The sequence below is a fragment of the Methylovorus menthalis genome, from assembly GCF_020523625.1.
GTDB lineage: Bacteria > Pseudomonadota > Gammaproteobacteria > Burkholderiales > Methylophilaceae > Methylovorus > Methylovorus menthalis.
Genome location: NZ_JAJAQH010000006.1, coordinates 737,122 through 753,446 on the forward strand (window position 1 = coordinate 737,122; position 16,325 = coordinate 753,446).

The following is a 16,325-nucleotide window of genomic DNA, read 5'->3' on the forward strand; positions in this document are numbered from 1 at the left end:
GTTGGGCTCGCTGACAGGCTGGAATGCCATACGCGCATATACTGATTCAACGTTTTATTTTGTAGCGTGAAGGATGATGAATGTCTGCACTAAAGATTTTACCCATTAGTCTGTTTGCTGTAGTACTCGCCGGATGCGGCGATACGGCGAACCTCCCGGTAGCCGATGGCATGGGCGCAAAGCCTGTATTGCCAGCACCAAAATCCACCTTTCTGCCGACGGTCAATGTAGCCAAGGCGGTGGGCTGGGATGGCAGTGCAAAACCCGTCGCGGCGGAAGGTCTGGAGGTCCGGCGCTTTGCCAGTGGTCTGGATCATCCACGCTGGCTATATACCTTGCCCAATGGCGATCTCCTGGTTGCGGAAAGCAATGCCCCGCAAAAAGATGACCAGAAATTCAGTCTGCGTGGCTGGATTGCTGGCTGGTTCATGCAGCGTGCCGGCGCTGGCGTGAAGAGCCCTGATCGTATCACCTTGCTGCGCGATACGGATGGCGATGGCGTCGCGGACTATCGCAAGGTGTTCATCGAGGCCCTGCATTCACCGTTTGGCATGGCCCTGGTCGGGAATGTCTTTTATGTGGCCAATGCCGATGCTTTGGTCAAGTTTCCGTATACACCAGGCGCTGACCATATTGAGGCTGCAGGTGAAAAGGTGGTGGATTTGCCCGCCGGAATCAACCATCACTGGACCAAGAATGTGATAGCCAGTGCAGATGGCAGCAAGCTGTATGTCACGGTGGGCTCGAATAGCAATGTCGCCGAAAATGGCATGGATATCGAAAAAGACCGCGCAGCCATTCTCGAAGTCAATCCGGAGAATGGTCAATATCGCATATTTGCTTCTGGCTTGCGCAACCCGAATGGAATGGCGTGGGAGCCAAAAACCGGTGCTTTGTGGACAGTGGTGAATGAGCGCGATGAAATCGGCAGCGATCTGGTACCGGACTACCTGACCTCGGTGAAAGATAACGCTTTTTATGGCTGGCCATACAGCTATTACGGACAACATGTGGATACTCGCGTGCAGCCACAGGATGCCGATAAGGTCAGCAAAGCCATTGCTCCTGATTATGCATTGGGGCCACATACTGCATCGCTCGGCTTGCTCGCAGCCAAGGGCAATACCCTGCCGGCAGCCTATGCAGAAGGTATGTTCATCGGCCAGCACGGCTCATGGAATCGCAATCCGAAAAGCGGGTACAAAGTGATTTTTGTGCCGTTTGCGGATGGTAAGCCAGCAGAGCCTTCGCAGGATGTGCTGACCGGTTTTCTAAATGCCAAAGAAGAGGCGCAGGGGCGTCCGGTAGGATTAACGCTGGATCAGCATGGTGCGCTATTAGTAGCGGACGATGTGGGCAATACCATCTGGCGCGTGACCCCTAAATTTGTCACGGCATCTCAGGATGCTAAACCTTGATCATTTATCTTAGCTGTTCAACCCTCATGACTGACAGGAGCGTGCGATGAATCTTCACCTAACCCTTGGCCCGATTGTGTCTTTGATAGCAGGCATTCTGATTCTCGTCATGCCTCGCCTGCTTAACTATATTGTGGCTTTGTATCTGATCATCATCGGCCTGATCGGTTTGCTGGGCACTCCGCTTTAGTAAGCAAGCACGACAAAAAACCAGCTCATCAATTGTTTGATGGGCTGGTTTTTTATTTGCATGCGAATTTGATTTAACGGGGCATATGAAAAATGACGGAATACCGACACTAATGACGATGTGTCATGCTCTATGAAAGGTTTGTTTTAAATAAATACTTTTTAAAACAGATGGTTGCATTATTTTTTTACACCAGGTCTCCCGGTATGAATCCTGCAGGGGTATAGCTGTTAACTCTTAGTGATCTGATTACCCCATGAAAGAAATTCTGTTGGCTTACTGTTATATTGTTGAAGCCAAAAATGTAGATTTGACGCACATCGGCAACGAAATACGCACGTATAGACGTTTTTTTATTGAGCAACAAATACGCGGCACCATGATTTATGACGGTGAATATTTTATCCATCTTCTGGTGGGTAGCCCTTTAAGCATCGTTAAGGCGGAACACACGATGGATGCTTTGCAAAAGGGCATTCATAAAGAAATTCTGTATTACGGCAAGCTGGGCGAGGCGGTGGATGGCTTGAATCCGCTTTGGCAGGTTGGCTATATCCTCAATGATCAGGCAGAAGCGCCTGGCTATCTTGAAACTTTACGCGGCAGCAAGGGCAATATTGACGCCATCATTACCTGTTTTCAGCAGTTGCAGGCTATCAGCGATACCGTTTGACTCCCACGCATTAACCCGCGCATTGCTTCTGTCATGCCATGCCAATTGACATGGCTTATCGCTTCTCACCCTTAGTTTAAGTCTTTAAACATGGTCATCTACCTTCGGTGTGATATGCCAAACGTGCATTCTGGCTTTGTTGTGACCATAGACACAGCAATAAATGGGGACGACGTTAATATGGAGTCTCTTCCCTGTTGTTGGATACCCCCCCAACAATATTTCGGGCCTGCATCTGCAGGCCCATTTTTTTTGCCTGAATTTTCCAGGGCAAATCCATCATGAATCTGTATTCGCCTTCTTTGCGTATATAGCGCAACTTCCTGAATTCTCTTCATGCCGATCCACTCGATGATAAAACGTACTTTTTTTGCCTTTATCGCGCTGCTTTGCAGCGCTTGCTCGCCTGTCAGGTGGATGAACGCCTTGATTCCATCGGATGGTTATCGTGCCTATCTGGATATTGTTTATCAGCAGAACACTGGCAATGCGCTGGATGTTTATGTACCCGCCCAAAAGCCGAGCCGTGCTGTGGTGGTGTTTTTTTACGGCGGAAGCTGGGAGTCCGGACGACGAGAGGATTATCGCTTTGCTGCCGAGGCATTGACGGCGCAAGGATACAGCGTGGTGGTGCCGGATTATCGAAAATACCCTGAGGTGGTTTTTCCGACATTTGTTGAAGATGCCGCTGCGGCAGTCGCATGGGTGCATCTCCATATTGCAGAGTATGGAGGCGACCCTGGCCGTATATTTGTCGCAGGCCATTCTGCCGGGGCGCATATTACAGCCTTGCTGGTCCTTGATCCTAAGTATCTCAAGACGCAGGGCATGTCGCCGATGGATCTGCGAGGCATGATAGGGCTGGCGGGTCCTTATGATTTTCTGCCTTTGCAAACGGCCAGGCTAAATGCCATTTTCCCGGGCGATCGCCTGCAGTTTTTAGCGCAGCCAGTGAATGTATTGCAAGCGCCCAATCCGCCCGTGCAATTGCTTGTTGGTTTAAAGGATAAAACCGTACTTCCCCGTAATAGTGAAAGCCTGGCACAGCGGATTAAAAAAACAGGGGGCAGGGTGGAGCTGCGCTACTTTATGGATTATGGGCATATCGACATGGTGCTGCGACTGGCACGACCCTTCAGAGGGGATGGTAGTCTGGTGCAGGCGATAGGGGATTTTATTGATCGTCAGTAAGCGGATTGATCGTCCGGATTCCGCTTCTGTATTGAAATCCAGCACTGTGGTTAGTCAGAATGCACTATGTCAAATGACATATCGGACGATTCCTACTTTCCCTATAATTATCCAAAAAATAACAATGCCAAAAAACCAGGAAAGGCTACATGCTTGACGGTCTCTGCCCGCAGTAAGAATGGAGTCTCTCAGCTGATGCAACGTCTGCGCATTGCTACGCAGCCATTGCATCGCGAGTTGGATGCTCGCCTCCGCATATCGGCTCCTCATGCTGAATATGCCGATGTGCTGGCTCATCTCGGCCTTTTGCATGCGTGGTTGCAGCAGATATTGCCAATCATTCACACGTTGCATGATCCACTGCATGCCCAGGTAGTTGAACCCAATTTGCTAAGGTTTCAAGCCCTTAGCCTTGATCTTGATCTCGTAACCCCTTGCTACATGGACATTCATCCGCACTCTGCTGCCGTAGCCGAGATGGCGAATCTGCGCTCCGGTTATCGCTGGGGCATGCAATATGTGATTGAAGGCTCCATGCTGGGGGCGATCTCCCTGTTGCCGCGGGTAGCGCAACTTAGTCCGACTCGCAAAGCACCTCACTTTTTCACTCTGGCGGCTATGCATGGCCGCATCCCATGGCAGGCATTTGCCAGCGCGCTGGAGCGCGAATGTCCTGATGAGGCGGCACAAATGGCCGCTGAGCAGGGGGCCCGAGATGCCTTCGCACTATGTTTGCAGACATATCACTTATCTCCCAGCGCCCAGGCCAGCCATGCAAATTAGCGTTAATTTGCAGAATTGCGATCAGGAGCCTATTCATCTGGCAGGCGCCATTCAATCCTATGGCGCTCTACTTGCCTTTGATCTTGAGGGCAAGTTGCACTATTGCAGCGAGAATGTCGCAGATTTTTTTGGCAGTGCGCCTATGCTGGGCCAGACGCTGGAGGTCCACCATCTTGAAAAGCTGAATGGCGCGGCTGGGCTCATATCGGAATATCTGGCGTCGCCGCATAATAGTCTGGTGAGCCACATCGCCACGCCTGATGGCATGTTTGAGCTAATGCTGCATATCGCTGCCGGAGATATCGTAGTCGCCGAAGTTGAGCCCGTTGTATCCAGCGCGGATAAACATGCTTTTTTCTCCACTTATTTTCAGCAGCTATTGAATGATCTGCGTGACCAGACCCATATCGAAAGCCTCTTGCAGTGCGTCACCGATCATTACCGCGAGTTAACCGGGTTTGACCGGGTCATGGCTTACCGTTTCCGGGCGGATGGTAGTGGTGAGGTGGTAGCAGAGTCACGTCATTTGAACCTGGAGGATTGGCGTGGTCGGCGATATCCAGCAGCGGATATCCCGCAGCAGGCCAGGCGCCTGTATTTGCTGAATACCTTGCGTTTGATTGCCGACGTTGAGCAGCCACCGATCACGCTGCTGCAATTGCCAGGCATGCCGCCGCTGGACATGAGCTTTTGCCAGCTTCGTAGCGTTTCGCCCATCCATATCGAATATTTGCAGAACATGGGCGTTGCTGCCTCCATGAGCATTTCGATTGTGATTGATGGCCAGCTCTGGGGCATGATTGCCTGCCACCATATGCAGCCACATCGTATCGGCCGGGAAGAGCGCATGACCTGCCATATGCTGGGCACGATACTTTCTTCCGAGATACAGCGCCTGCAAGCGATTGAGGCACAAATGCGCCGGCAGCAGGTTGCCGAAATGCGCATAAACCTCTTGCCAGCACTGATGGCCGCCGAAGATTTTGGTAACCAGTTGCGTAGCGCGGTTGATGAGATTGCGACATTGATTCCATCGGATGCGGCCGTGATCAGCTACGATGGTAAAAGCGCCGTCGCGGGCAATGTTTCCGAAGCATTCATACGCTCATGGCTATTCTGGCTGAATCAGTCGCTGCCGGATGTGTATACGACCCATAAGGTGGATGATGTCCCCGTGAGCTTGCGTCCGGTCATGGGCGATATCTGCGGTGTCATGGCGATTTCGATTGATAAGGTCCACAAGAGCTGGCTGCTGTTCATCCGGCGAGAGCTTATCCAAACCATACGCTGGGGTGGCAAGCCGGAGAAACAATACAAGATTGGGCCGCTGGGCCCCAGATTAACGCCGCGTGGCTCGTTTGCGGAATGGAAAGAGACCGTGCAAGGGCAATCCGAGGCCTGGAGTCCTCTCGATGTGTCCATGGCCCAGGAATTGCATATGGATTTACTGAAAACCTGCAATGCACACAATGCCCGCAACGAGCGTCACCGTATCCAGCTCATGGCCATGCTGGGGCACGATTTGCGCGATCCGCTCAACTCCATCACCATGGCGGCGCAAATGCTGGAAATGCAGGATGGGGCGAATTCGAACAAGCTGGGCGAGCGTATCAAGAATTCCAGCATGCGCATGCAACGACTGGTGCATCAGGTGCTGGACATGAGCCGCTTGCAAGCGGGCCTTGGTTTGCCGCTGGATATACAGCCTACGGACATTTCATTGCTGGTGCGTGACCTGCTTGCCGAGCATGTCACGGCGTATCCCGATATTCAGGTGCACGCCGATATTCCGGACAGTATTGAAGCGCAGGTGGATGCTGACCGCATTGCACAGGTGCTGTCGAACTTGCTTAGCAATGCACGCCACCATGGCGTGGCAGGGGATCCCGTGCGAGTATTGTTGAGTCGGGAGGTGGAGAAGATTTGCCTGCGTGTTAAAAATGCAGGCCCGGAAATTCCGGCTGAGACTGTCGGTGTATTATTTGATCCATTCAAGCGCAGGCAGGGGGTAAGTGAACTTAATAAGTCAGGCCTGGGGCTGGGCCTGTATATTGCACACCAGATCATCGCTGCCCATCAGGGGGATATCCGCTATGAACATGCGGAAGGGTATGTGAGTTTTATTGTGCATTTGCCATGCACGATTCTTGGAAATGAGTCAGCCAAAAGAATTTCGCACTAAATTAGAAATATAAAATATATATAAAATCAAACGACTAGAATAGAAGTGCAGGGTCATGAAAAAAAGTATTCTGATTGTGGAAGATTACCTGGAAGCAGGGGCCACCTTTAAAGAGTTATTGGAACTCTTGGGGCATGAGGTGGCGTGGGTAGTGAATGGACAATCGGCCATGCAGAAACTGCATGAGGGGACATTCGATCTGGTATTCATGGATCTGAATCTGCCAGATATGCATGGGCTTGTCTTGTTGAAGCAGGTGCAGGATAAAGGACTGGGGCCAAACACGCGATTTATCGCCGTCAGCGGACACTCAGCAAAAGATGTGGCAGCCGTTGAGGCGATCAAGGTGTTTGATCATTATCTGGAAAAACCGATTGATCTTGCCGTGCTGAACCGCATCCTGAGCTCTACCGCTTAACCGCGGACTTTAAGACGAAGGGAATAATAATGACGACAAAACAAGAGTCAGTATCGTCACATACCCACTGGCAGTTGGCGGGCATACGGCATCATGTATTCCTGAAGGTATTTTCGGTGCTACGCCATAATCTGCTGGGGCCGATTTCCGTCACCCGCATGAACCACTCCATCATGCGGCGAAATCTGGAAAAGGATGTGCTTGATAAAGGCAAGACTCTGGAGCGCCTGAACAAGATAGATATGCAGCTGGAAGAAGCTGTATTTGGCATTCGTGCCCTGAGTGTCTGGGATGAAACGAGTGATAACGAGGCGTTGCCGGAAGCGATTGTGAGCGCAGGCCTCAAACTCATGTCGGGATTTCTGACCCTGCGCAATATTTCGGTAGAGCGACTACCGGAGGATTCCGGTGTGGATTACGCAGTGGTGCGCGAGTCGCCATTTTTGTATGCGTGGCTGGGCTTGTTGTGCCACATCGAAGACCATGCCCAGCAGCCTATCGACCTGCATATCCATTTTCAGAATCCCACACGCCTGGAGATCGTCATCACCCAGCCGCTTTATGATGTTAATGCACAACCTGCGGTTGATGATGCGCCGCATGCCATCATTGATCGTGCTGCCCTGCAGCTACTGGCGGATGACGCGGATGTTCAGTTTGACATCAGTCCACAAAGCATCACCATGTCCTGGCTGACTAAAAAAGCCTAGCCATGACTTAATGCGGGGGCGCTGGCATGGCCCCCGGACTTATCCCATTAGCAGATCAGCGGCCGCGGCGTGATCGGTGATTCGAAGTAATCTGCCACGGTCGCCAGCGCTTTTTCATTCAGGATGGTGAGTTTGCCTTCCTGAATTCTATGCAAGCCCAGCTTCTCCAGCTTTTTCAGTGATTTATTGGTATGTGCCAGCGAAAGACCCAGCGCGTCGGCCACATCCTGCTGGTTAAGTGGGAAGGGAATGACTTTGCCCGTTTCGGGATAGAGCGCCCGGTAACGCTTGAACACATGCAAAATCAGCATGGCAATTTTTTCCACAGCTGAGCGCGCCCCGACATTCAGCAGATTGTCATCCACGATCTGTTCTTCGTGCGCGCAGATCCAGGTAATGTCATAGGCGAGCGACGGGAACGACTGGTAGAGCAGCCACAGCTTGTTTTTGTCCAGTTCGCACAGTTCGACTTCCGTAATCGCCTCCACACTGCTGGTGCTTTCGTCCAGCAGGTTTTGCTGCAGGCCAATCAGATCGCCCGGGAACATGATGTTGAGTATCTGACGACGGCCATTCTTGAGGGTTTTGTGGCGGATGGCCCAGCCCTCAAGCAAGGTGTAGAGCTGGGCGGTGGATGCCCGCTCGTTGACGATGGTTTTACCCGCCGGGAACTTGACGTTCCGCACGCGAAGACTTTGCATGAATTCCAGCTCTTGCGCGGTGTTGGGTTTGAAAATATCCAGTTCGCGCAATCGGCACTTGTCTGCACACATGGTAAATCCCCCTGATAATCTCTCGTATTGGTCGAGAGTTGAACGATTATCCTGCTAAAACTTTAATGCTCAGCTAGCGTTCTGACATCAGAAAATTTCGCGGGTTTCCAAAAACTGTATGTCCGGATAACGCTCTTGTGCCATCTGCAGATTGACGCGATTAGGCGCCAGATAAACATACTCGTTCGCTCCATCCAGTGCAACGTTAAACCCGTATTTATCGGCAATCGCCTTGAGGTCGGCATCGGATCCGCGCAGCCAGCGTGCGGTAGAGCAGTCGTAGCTTTCAAATACCACATCTACACCGTATTCATGCTCAAGACGGTGGGCAACGACATCAAATTGCAACGTACCTACAGCGCCCAGAATCAGATCGTTGCTCATCAGTGGACGGAATAATTGCGAAGCGCCTTCTTCCGCCAGCTGCTGCAGGCCTTTTTGCAATTGCTTCATCTTGAGTGGGTTCTTCAGTCGGGCACGACGGAAAAACTCCGGGGCAAACGATGGGATGCCGGTGAACTTGAGGTCTTCACCCTCAGTGAAGGTATCGCCCAGCTTGACCGTGCCGTGATTCGGAATGCCGATAATATCGCCTGCCCAAGCTTCATCCGTGGTGTTGCGGTCTTGCGCCATGAAGGTAATGGCATTATTCACCGCCAGCATCTTGCCACTGGCTACCTGCTTGATTTTCATGCCGCGTTCAAAGCGGCCGGAGCATACGCGCAAGAAGGCGATGCGGTCGCGATGCTTGGGGTCCATATTGGCTTGTATCTTGAACACAAAGCCCGAGAACTTGGCGTCGCCCGGCGCCACTTCACGGCTGGCCGTATTGCGGGGGAGGGGCGAGGGTGATAGCTCAACCACGGCATCCAGCAGCGATTGCACACCAAAGTTGTTAATGGCAGAGCCAAAAAACACCGGCGTTTGCTTGCCGGAAAGATAGGCGTCTTTATCAAAGGTGCTGGAGGCCCCCCGCACCAGTTCTACATCAATGCGCAACTCGGCGGCTTGCGAGCCAATCAGCTCGTCCAGACGCGGGTTATCCAGCCCCTTAATGGTTTCCGATGTGCCTTTTTCGGCATGTGGATCAAAGAAGGAAATGCTGTCGTTATACAGGTGATACACCCCACGGAAGCTCTTGCCCATGCCGATGGGCCAGGTCATGGGCGCGCATTGCATGCCCAGCGTGGACTCGATTTCATCCAGCAGCTCAATCGGGGCGCGGCTTTCGCGGTCCAGCTTGTTGATGAAGGTGAGGATAGGCGTATCGCGCATGCGGCATACATTCAGCAGCTTGATGGTCTGCGCTTCCACGCCGTTTACCGAGTCGATCACCATGACGGCCGAATCGACGGCGGTGAGGGTGCGATAGGTATCTTCCGAAAAGTCATCGTGGCCGGGAGTGTCCAGCAGATTGATCATGTGCTCGCGATAGGGGAACTGCATGACCGACGATGTCACCGAGATGCCACGTTGCTTTTCCAGTTCCATCCAATCGGAGGTGGCATGGCGTGCGGCTTTGCGGCCACGTACTTCACCGGCCACCTGAATGGCGCCACCGAACCACAGCAGTTTTTCGGTGAGGGTGGTTTTACCCGCATCCGGGTGGGAAATAATGGCAAAGGTGCGGCGGCGTTGAATCTCGGACTGGCTCATGACAAGGGCAAAAGGCGTGAAGAAAGATCGCTATTATACCCTGTCTTGCTGCTCAGCCCTGCGGTGCGACTTCTTCATCGACCCCGCAACGGCGGTTGGCAGGCACGGCGATATCGATCAGGCGTGGTTTGGGCAGATCCAGCGATGCCATGATCTGGATGAATGCATCACGAGACTTGCCAGCCAGCCGGGGATTGATGGTTTTCTCCTGCCCGATGCAACTGACGCGGCGTCCCTGGTAATCATGCCCTGGATAGACTAGCGTTTCGTCTGGCAAGCTGAAAAGGCGCTGGGTAATGCTGTCATATTGAGTGCCAGCATCGCCGCCCTGAAAGTCGGTGCGTCCGCAGCCATTGATGAGCAACGCATCCCCGGTAAAAACGCGATCTTTCCATAAAAAAGACAGGCTGCCCGGCGTATGCCCGGGCGTGGCAATCACCTGAATCCTTTTGCTCCCGAGTTCTACGGTGTCGCCATCCTCCAGCTGCCGGTCTGCTGCACTGGCACCACATAAAGCCGCGACAGCGCTGCGCGAACCTATGCGCTGCCGCAACTCACCGCCTGCCGTGATGTGATCCGCATGGACATGGGTTTCCAGCGTCCATGCCAGATGCAGTTGATGCTCAGCCAGCAGGGCGAGGTAAATATCAATTTCGGTAATGACAGGGTCGATCAGCAGGGCTTCATCGCCATCGGTAATCAGGTAGGTATAGGTAGAGGAGGTTGGCTCGAATAGCTGGCGGAACATGGCGGATCTCCGGATAGGCTTGGTTAAAATATATTATCATATAATATATAAAAATGTATAATGATTAAATCAAGTTGACCATACGCATGAAAGCCGCCTCACATGACTGTCGCAATTGATCTTCAAACCATGCATCAATCCGCCGAGGCTGCCAGCCGCCTGATGCGGGTGCTCGCGAATGCAGATCGCCTGATGCTGCTTTGCCAGCTTACCCAACACGAGCTTTGTGTGAGTGAGCTGGAAGAGAGGCTGGATATCCGTCAGCCGACCCTCTCGCAGCAGCTGACCGTGTTGCGGGAAGAGGGGCTGGTCAGCACCAGGCGGGATGGCAAGAAAATTTACTACCAGATTGTGCCCGGCCCGGCGCTGGCGGTCATGCAGGTGTTGTATCAGCAGTTTTGCGGGGCGGAAGCGTAAATGTGCCTCCTGCACAACCCCGGCGTATTACTCATTTGAGGAGACAAGTATGGCAATTAATCCAGTCAAGATAGACGATGCGTTCAGCTACTGCACTCAAGTCGCGGAGGGGGATATTCCTGCGATTGTCGCGGCCGGGTATAAGACCCTGATAAATAATCGGCCGGATGCGGAAGATGGCGCTGGGCAACCGACAACGCCAGCACTGCGGGCTGCTGCTGAGGCAGCAGGCTTGTATTTCATTGCCTTGCCGGTGATTCCTAACCAGATCAGTGCCGGGCAGGTGGCGGAGACAAGCGCCTGATTGACAGTGCACCTCGTCCCATGCTTGGCTTCTGCCGCAGTGGCAATCGCGCCAGCACCTTGTATCAGCGCGCTCAGGCGCTCTATCAGGAGGGAAGTGCGCAGACGCAGGAGGCTGGCTGGAGTGCCATGTGCCAATGGTTCAAGAGCAAATGCTTGATACGCCGATTGTGGCGGAAGTTTAAAAGCCGTTAGGCCCGTGGCATGGAATCCTGGGGTGTTGCCCTAACCGGGGCGATAGTTGGCCTGCTGCTTGCCCTGACCGGCGCTGGGGGCAGCATGCTGGCTGGCCCCATGCTGATTGTGTTGTTCGGACTGGATGTCCGCCATGCTGCCCCCGTTGCTTTGCTGGCCGTTGCCCTCGCGAGCGGTACTGGAAGCATGCTTGGCTTGCGACAAGGGCAGGTGAGATATCGTGCCGCCATGCTCATCGCGACCACAGGCATCATGGTCATGCCATTGGGCTTATGGCTGGCGCAGGTGACTCCTGATCGGGTATTGCTGGTGGTTTCCTCTGGGCTGTTGTTATGGGTGGGCTGGCGCAAATGGTTTGTTGCTTCTGAGCGTGCGCTACAGAATGCTCAGCCTTGCCTGGTACATCCTGTAGGGGACAGGTTCATGTGGAATGTGCCTTGTGTTTACAGTCTTGCCGGTTCGGGCGGCCTGGCCGGTTTTCTGTCAGGTTTGCTTGGCCTGGGTGGAGGTTTTGTGGTGTTGCCAGCGTTGCAGCACTTTTCAAATTTAAGGTATCCCGCCATCATTGCTACCACGCTATCGGCCCTGGCGCTTATTTCACTGACCACCCTGGCGTTCTCGGCGGGCAACGGCTTGCTTGATCTGCATGTTGCGTTGCCTTTTGCGCTGGGTGCCATCGCGGGCATGGTGGTGGGTATGCGTATGCTGCCCACCATGCCCAAGCTCCTGATGCAAAGACTCTTTTCATTACTCGCGGCAATCGCTTCTATAAGCTTGCTATGGCGTGCCTGGGCAGCTTGATTTGATTGCATGACAAGTTTTTAAACAAAGCCAGTGATCTCCAGCGTAAAGCCGATTTTGACTTTGCCGAGCGCAGGCCATATTATGATAATAATTCTCATTTGATAAATTATTGTCATGTCTTCAGGTCTGGTTTCCGAAACCGTTCATGCGTTGTATAGCGATCATCATGGCTGGCTTTCCGGCTGGTTACGCCGAAAGCTGGGCTGTACCCATCAGGCGGCGGATCTCGCGCAGGATGTCTTTGTGCGCATCATGTCATCGCCTTCGCAACACACAATACGTGAACCGCGCGCCTATTTGACGCATGTGGCACATGGTTTGGTGGTTAACCACTGGCGTCGCCGGGAAGTCGAGCAGGCTTATCTGGATGCCTTGATGCATCTGCCGCCATCCATGGTGCCTTCAGTGGAGCAGCGCCTGATGGTGCTGGAGACCTTGTTCGAGATTGAGCGCATGTTGTCCGGTCTGCCTGTCAAGGTCAGGCAAGCATTCCTGCTGTCGCAGATGGATGGCATGAAGTATGCCGATATTGCCACTGAGCTCCACGTCTCTGAACGCATGGTGAAAAAATACATGGCACAAGCCATGCTGGCGTGCCTGACACTGGGTAGGGCAGTGTGATGGAAGCGCTGGTGGACAACAACCACATTGCCGCGAATCCCTCATACGCCACGCTGCAGCAAGCCGCGGAATGGTTCGCCATGTTGCACGCAGGGGAGTTTGATACTGAGGAGCGTGCGGCCTTGCAGGCCTGGCTGGAGCAGGACAATGCGCATCGCCTGGCCTGGCAGCAAGTGGAAAACGTCATGCGCAAATTTCAACACATGGGAGATGACGCCGCGCGCCAAACTCTGCACACCCTGAGCCAGGGTCGTCGCCGGGTAGTCAAATCCATCTTGGCCCTCTGCCTGATAAGTGCAGGCGGCTGGAGCATCGCACGGCAGCCTGCTGTGCAGCAATGGTCAGGAATCTTGATGGCACAACATACCACCCGCATTGGCGAACGTCGCCGCATGCAATTGGCGGATGGCAGCATCCTCTGGCTCAACACCGCGAGCGCGGTCAACATTGATTACAGTGCCAGTCAGCGCCACATTCAACTGGTTGCTGGAGAAGTCTGGGTGCAGACCGCCACCGACACCATGCAGCCGGGTCGCCCCTTCATTGTCTCCACCCGACATGGACAACTGCAGGCGCTCGGTACTCGTTTCAATGTGCTCGACGACGGCCAGCGCTCCCACGTGGCGGTTTTTGAAGGTGCTGTCGCCATACGCCTGCAGCAGGCCGACCAGCCTGGTCTGATCGTGCAAGCGGGCGAGCAAAGCAGCTTTGATGGCATATCCATCCAGCCTGCCCACGAAGCAGACCCCGCCATGGAGTCCTGGACACGTGGCATGCTCGTCGCAGATAACTTGCCGCTCCCGGAGTTTGTCGCCCGACTTGAACGTTATCGTCGCGGCCACCTTGGTTACGATCCCGCCTTGTCTCATTTGCGCATCGTCGGCGCATTCCCGCTGCAAGACACCGACCGGGCACTCCATCTGCTCGAGCAAACCTTGCCCGTGCGTGTGCATCGTCTGCTGCCGTGGTGGGTGACGCTCGAGTCCACCTAACTCGCTTTGCTTTCTTGATTAACTAACTAAGGGAGATAAATACTCATGCATTCGCTGCATTCGTTTTTCTTTTTTCCATGGTTGCCGATGCTGATTGCCATGTTGACCATGACTTTGCTGCCTTCCCTGGCACGCGCGGCAGATGTTGAGCCTGCACAGCTGCCAGAAGTCAGTGTGACGGCCAATAAGGAGAAAGAGACTGCCACCGGACCAGTCAGCGGCTATGTGGCAAAGCGTGCTATTAGCGCTACCAAGACTGACACTTCGATTCTGGAAACGCCGCAATCCATTTCGGTGATCACTGCCGATCAGATAGCCGACCAGAAGGCCATGTCTATTCAGGAAGCATTGCGATACAGCGCCGGTGTCGTTGCTGATCAGTACGGCTCAGACTCACGTTCAGATGGCTATTCGATTCGAGGTATGGAAGCCGTGCAATATCTTGATGGCCTGCGCCAGATCAATACCTACTATTCAGAAAGCATACGCCCTGACCCTTACATGATGGAGCGCATAGAGGTTCTGCGAGGTCCTTCTTCCACGCTTTATGGGCAGGGCGGCGTGGGTGGCATCGTCAATCTGATCAGCAAGCGGCCCTTGACTGAAACCAGGCGAGAGATAGGCGTGTCGCTGGGAAATTACAATTTCAAGCAGATTCAGGCTGACTTCACAGGCCCTATCGCTGATAGCGATACCTTGTTTTATCGTCTGGTCATGCTGGGCAAAGACACGGATACCCAGGTTGATCATGCATACAGCCAGCGCACCTTGTTCGCACCTACCTTAACCTGGAAGCCTGATGACAAAACCAATCTCACGCTGATGGCCCGCTATCAACTGGATGATGGTCTGCCCACCCCCCAGTTTCTTCCTGTATACGGGGTATTGAGAGCCAACCCGAATGGCCGCATTCCCTATGACAACTATCTGGGGGAGCCTGGACTGGACCGCTATACCAGTGAATCCACCCATCTTGGGTGGGCGTTCGAGCATGCCTTGAATGATACCTGGACCATCCGCCAGAACCTGCGTTGGACCAAGAGCCGCAATAACTACAGCTCCTTTTATGTGAACTCGTTCACATTTGATCCTGACGTCAATCCATTTCCAACAGCTGATCAACGCACCTTGGCCCGCTACAACGATATTTCAAAAACGCATTCCTTCACACTGAATATCGATACCAATGCCCAGGCCAAGTTTGAAACTGGCCCCTTGTCGCACACGGTATTGATGGGGCTTGATTATGCGCGTTTTCGCAAGACTGGCTGGGCGGGTTTTGATAGTGGCACTGGCAATCTGATTAATATCTACAATCCGGTATATGGCAATGTGGATTCTATTGCCACCTTGAGTCCGCTGCCTGAAGCACGCCTGATGCAAACCGGTCTCTATGTACAAGATCAGGTGAAATTCGATCGGAATTGGGTACTCACTGCCGGGTTGCGTCGTGACAAGGCCGAGAACAAGAATGAAGGGTCTGAGCGTCAGGAAAGCAACAAAACAACGGGGCGATATGGCCTTAGCTATGTATTCGATAATGGCTGGGCGCCTTATGTTTCCTATTCAGAATCCTTTATCCCGCTGTCGAACATGTCCGTGGATGGGGGCTACCTGAAGCCGCAAGAAGGCAAGCAGTGGGAGCTGGGCTTGAAATACATGCCAGTAGGCGGCCGTACCCGCTTTACTGCTGCTGTCTATGATCTGGTGGATGAGAATCGCCCCATCTATGTTGCCAATAACATGTATACCCAGAAAGGCACCATTTATTCGAGAGGGCTGGAACTGGAAGCTGGTACCAGCTTTGGTGACCGCTGGGACCTGATCGCGGCCTACAGCTTTACTCGTGCGACCTATGGCACAACAGATAACCCCGCCGAAAAAGGCCAGCAAGTTGAAACCATCCCCAAATACCTTGCGTCCGGCTGGCTGACCAAGCGTTTCTCGATAGGTAATGTCGATGGCTTTAGAGCGGGGCTGGGGGTGCGTTATATAGGCGAGTCCTGGAATTCTACCCATATCGTCAAAACACCGGATGTGACGCTGTTCGACGCGATGTTGGGTTTTGACCATGGCAATTGGCGTTATACCTTGAACGCCAGCAATCTGGCTGACAAGGAGTATGTCTCCACCTGCATTACCCGTGGTGATTGCTGGATAGGTGCACGCCGGGCTGCCATTGCCAGTGCAACGTATACCTGGTAACCCTGATACCAGTAGCGCTCGGCGTGATCACGGAAATGCCTTGTTT

General features: G+C 53.3%; 17 protein-coding genes. 14 read left to right on the top strand and 3 right to left on the bottom strand.

The window, feature by feature from the left end:
• Positions 1-80 precede the first annotated feature (80 nt).
• The 8 genes from LG204_RS09285 (at position 81) to LG204_RS09320 (ending at position 7,565) form a co-directional block, all read left to right on the top strand.
• Positions 81-1,418 carry a PQQ-dependent sugar dehydrogenase gene (locus LG204_RS09285; RefSeq protein ID WP_230337005.1) on the top strand — a complete coding sequence of 446 codons (1,338 nt, stop codon included), beginning with the start codon at positions 81-83 and terminating at the stop codon, positions 1,416-1,418.
• 46 nt (positions 1,419-1,464) lie between these two features.
• Complete coding sequence (locus tag LG204_RS09290) at positions 1,465-1,608, top strand: DUF3096 domain-containing protein (protein ID WP_013442439.1); 144 nt, start codon at positions 1,465-1,467, stop codon at positions 1,606-1,608.
• A gap of 256 nt (positions 1,609-1,864) precedes the next feature.
• Positions 1,865-2,281 carry a hypothetical protein gene (locus LG204_RS09295; RefSeq protein ID WP_230337006.1) on the top strand — a complete coding sequence of 139 codons (417 nt, stop codon included), beginning with the start codon at positions 1,865-1,867 and terminating at the stop codon, positions 2,279-2,281.
• Positions 2,282-2,698: 417 nt separating this feature from the next.
• Positions 2,699-3,472 (top strand): alpha/beta hydrolase, encoded by a 774-nt coding sequence (locus LG204_RS09300; protein ID WP_230337007.1) that lies wholly within the window; start codon positions 2,699-2,701, stop codon positions 3,470-3,472.
• 195 nt (positions 3,473-3,667) lie between these two features.
• Positions 3,668-4,255 (top strand): biliverdin-producing heme oxygenase, encoded by a 588-nt coding sequence (locus LG204_RS09305; RefSeq protein WP_230337008.1) that lies wholly within the window; start codon positions 3,668-3,670, stop codon positions 4,253-4,255.
• Positions 4,245-6,437, top strand: a complete 2,193-nt coding sequence (locus LG204_RS09310) for an ATP-binding protein (protein WP_230337009.1) — start codon at positions 4,245-4,247, stop codon at positions 6,435-6,437. The genes LG204_RS09305 and LG204_RS09310 overlap by 11 nt, the downstream gene beginning before the upstream one ends.
• A gap of 55 nt (positions 6,438-6,492) precedes the next feature.
• Positions 6,493-6,855, top strand: a complete 363-nt coding sequence (locus tag LG204_RS09315; protein WP_230337010.1) for a response regulator — start codon at positions 6,493-6,495, stop codon at positions 6,853-6,855.
• A 29-nt stretch (positions 6,856-6,884) separates the two neighbouring features.
• Positions 6,885-7,565, top strand: coding sequence for a hypothetical protein (locus LG204_RS09320; RefSeq protein WP_230337011.1), 681 nt, complete (start codon positions 6,885-6,887; stop codon positions 7,563-7,565).
• 47 nt (positions 7,566-7,612) lie between these two features.
• On the opposite strand, the gene LG204_RS09325 is transcribed toward LG204_RS09320, so the two are convergent.
• The 3 genes from LG204_RS09325 to LG204_RS09335 all read right to left on the bottom strand — a co-directional run bounded on the left by LG204_RS09325 (position 7,613) and on the right by LG204_RS09335 (position 10,742).
• On the bottom strand, positions 7,613-8,338 hold the full coding sequence (locus LG204_RS09325; RefSeq protein WP_230337012.1) for a Crp/Fnr family transcriptional regulator: 726 nt from the start codon (positions 8,336-8,338) through the stop codon (positions 7,613-7,615).
• Positions 8,339-8,425: 87 nt separating this feature from the next.
• The gene (locus LG204_RS09330; protein WP_230337013.1) at positions 8,426-9,994 is read right to left on the bottom strand and encodes a peptide chain release factor 3; all 1,569 of its coding nucleotides are present in this window, start codon (positions 9,992-9,994) and stop codon (positions 8,426-8,428) included.
• Positions 9,995-10,046: 52 nt separating this feature from the next.
• On the bottom strand, positions 10,047-10,742 hold the full coding sequence (locus LG204_RS09335) for an MBL fold metallo-hydrolase (protein ID WP_230337014.1): 696 nt from the start codon (positions 10,740-10,742) through the stop codon (positions 10,047-10,049).
• Positions 10,743-10,844: 102 nt separating this feature from the next.
• Between LG204_RS09335 and LG204_RS09340 the strand changes: the two genes are divergently transcribed.
• The 6 genes from LG204_RS09340 (at position 10,845) to LG204_RS09365 (ending at position 16,279) form a co-directional block, all read left to right on the top strand.
• Entirely contained in the window at positions 10,845-11,159 is a 315-nt protein-coding gene (locus LG204_RS09340) for an ArsR/SmtB family transcription factor (protein WP_230337015.1), read from the top strand.
• A gap of 49 nt (positions 11,160-11,208) precedes the next feature.
• Complete coding sequence (locus tag LG204_RS09345) at positions 11,209-11,463, top strand: beta-lactamase hydrolase domain-containing protein (protein WP_230337016.1); 255 nt, start codon at positions 11,209-11,211, stop codon at positions 11,461-11,463.
• Positions 11,464-11,666: 203 nt separating this feature from the next.
• Positions 11,667-12,458 carry a sulfite exporter TauE/SafE family protein gene (locus LG204_RS09350; protein WP_230337017.1) on the top strand — a complete coding sequence of 264 codons (792 nt, stop codon included), beginning with the start codon at positions 11,667-11,669 and terminating at the stop codon, positions 12,456-12,458.
• Positions 12,459-12,575: 117 nt separating this feature from the next.
• Positions 12,576-13,082 carry a sigma-70 family RNA polymerase sigma factor gene (locus LG204_RS09355; RefSeq protein ID WP_230337018.1) on the top strand — a complete coding sequence of 169 codons (507 nt, stop codon included), beginning with the start codon at positions 12,576-12,578 and terminating at the stop codon, positions 13,080-13,082.
• Positions 13,082-14,074, top strand: a complete 993-nt coding sequence (locus LG204_RS09360; protein WP_230337019.1) for a FecR domain-containing protein — start codon at positions 13,082-13,084, stop codon at positions 14,072-14,074. Before LG204_RS09355 ends, LG204_RS09360 begins: the two co-directional genes overlap by 1 nt.
• 45 nt (positions 14,075-14,119) lie before the next feature.
• Positions 14,120-16,279, top strand: a complete 2,160-nt coding sequence (locus LG204_RS09365; RefSeq protein WP_230337020.1) for a TonB-dependent siderophore receptor — start codon at positions 14,120-14,122, stop codon at positions 16,277-16,279.
• Positions 16,280-16,325 lie beyond the last annotated feature (46 nt).

Coding starts and splice junctions, on each gene's coding strand:
- LG204_RS09285 (WP_230337005.1), top strand. CDS start 81: ATGTCTGCACTAAAGATTTTACCCATTAGTCTGTTTGCTGTAGTACTC.
- LG204_RS09290 (WP_013442439.1), top strand. CDS start 1,465: ATGAATCTTCACCTAACCCTTGGCCCGATTGTGTCTTTGATAGCAGGC.
- LG204_RS09295 (WP_230337006.1), top strand. CDS start 1,865: ATGAAAGAAATTCTGTTGGCTTACTGTTATATTGTTGAAGCCAAAAAT.
- LG204_RS09300 (WP_230337007.1), top strand. CDS start 2,699: ATGAACGCCTTGATTCCATCGGATGGTTATCGTGCCTATCTGGATATT.
- LG204_RS09305 (WP_230337008.1), top strand. CDS start 3,668: ATGCAACGTCTGCGCATTGCTACGCAGCCATTGCATCGCGAGTTGGAT.
- LG204_RS09310 (WP_230337009.1), top strand. CDS start 4,245: ATGCAAATTAGCGTTAATTTGCAGAATTGCGATCAGGAGCCTATTCAT.
- LG204_RS09315 (WP_230337010.1), top strand. CDS start 6,493: ATGAAAAAAAGTATTCTGATTGTGGAAGATTACCTGGAAGCAGGGGCC.
- LG204_RS09320 (WP_230337011.1), top strand. CDS start 6,885: ATGACGACAAAACAAGAGTCAGTATCGTCACATACCCACTGGCAGTTG.
- LG204_RS09325 (WP_230337012.1), bottom strand. CDS start 8,338: ATGTGTGCAGACAAGTGCCGATTGCGCGAACTGGATATTTTCAAACCC.
- LG204_RS09330 (WP_230337013.1), bottom strand. CDS start 9,994: ATGAGCCAGTCCGAGATTCAACGCCGCCGCACCTTTGCCATTATTTCC.
- LG204_RS09335 (WP_230337014.1), bottom strand. CDS start 10,742: ATGTTCCGCCAGCTATTCGAGCCAACCTCCTCTACCTATACCTACCTG.
- LG204_RS09340 (WP_230337015.1), top strand. CDS start 10,845: ATGACTGTCGCAATTGATCTTCAAACCATGCATCAATCCGCCGAGGCT.
- LG204_RS09345 (WP_230337016.1), top strand. CDS start 11,209: ATGGCAATTAATCCAGTCAAGATAGACGATGCGTTCAGCTACTGCACT.
- LG204_RS09350 (WP_230337017.1), top strand. CDS start 11,667: ATGGAATCCTGGGGTGTTGCCCTAACCGGGGCGATAGTTGGCCTGCTG.
- LG204_RS09355 (WP_230337018.1), top strand. CDS start 12,576: ATGTCTTCAGGTCTGGTTTCCGAAACCGTTCATGCGTTGTATAGCGAT.
- LG204_RS09360 (WP_230337019.1), top strand. CDS start 13,082: ATGGAAGCGCTGGTGGACAACAACCACATTGCCGCGAATCCCTCATAC.
- LG204_RS09365 (WP_230337020.1), top strand. CDS start 14,120: ATGCATTCGCTGCATTCGTTTTTCTTTTTTCCATGGTTGCCGATGCTG.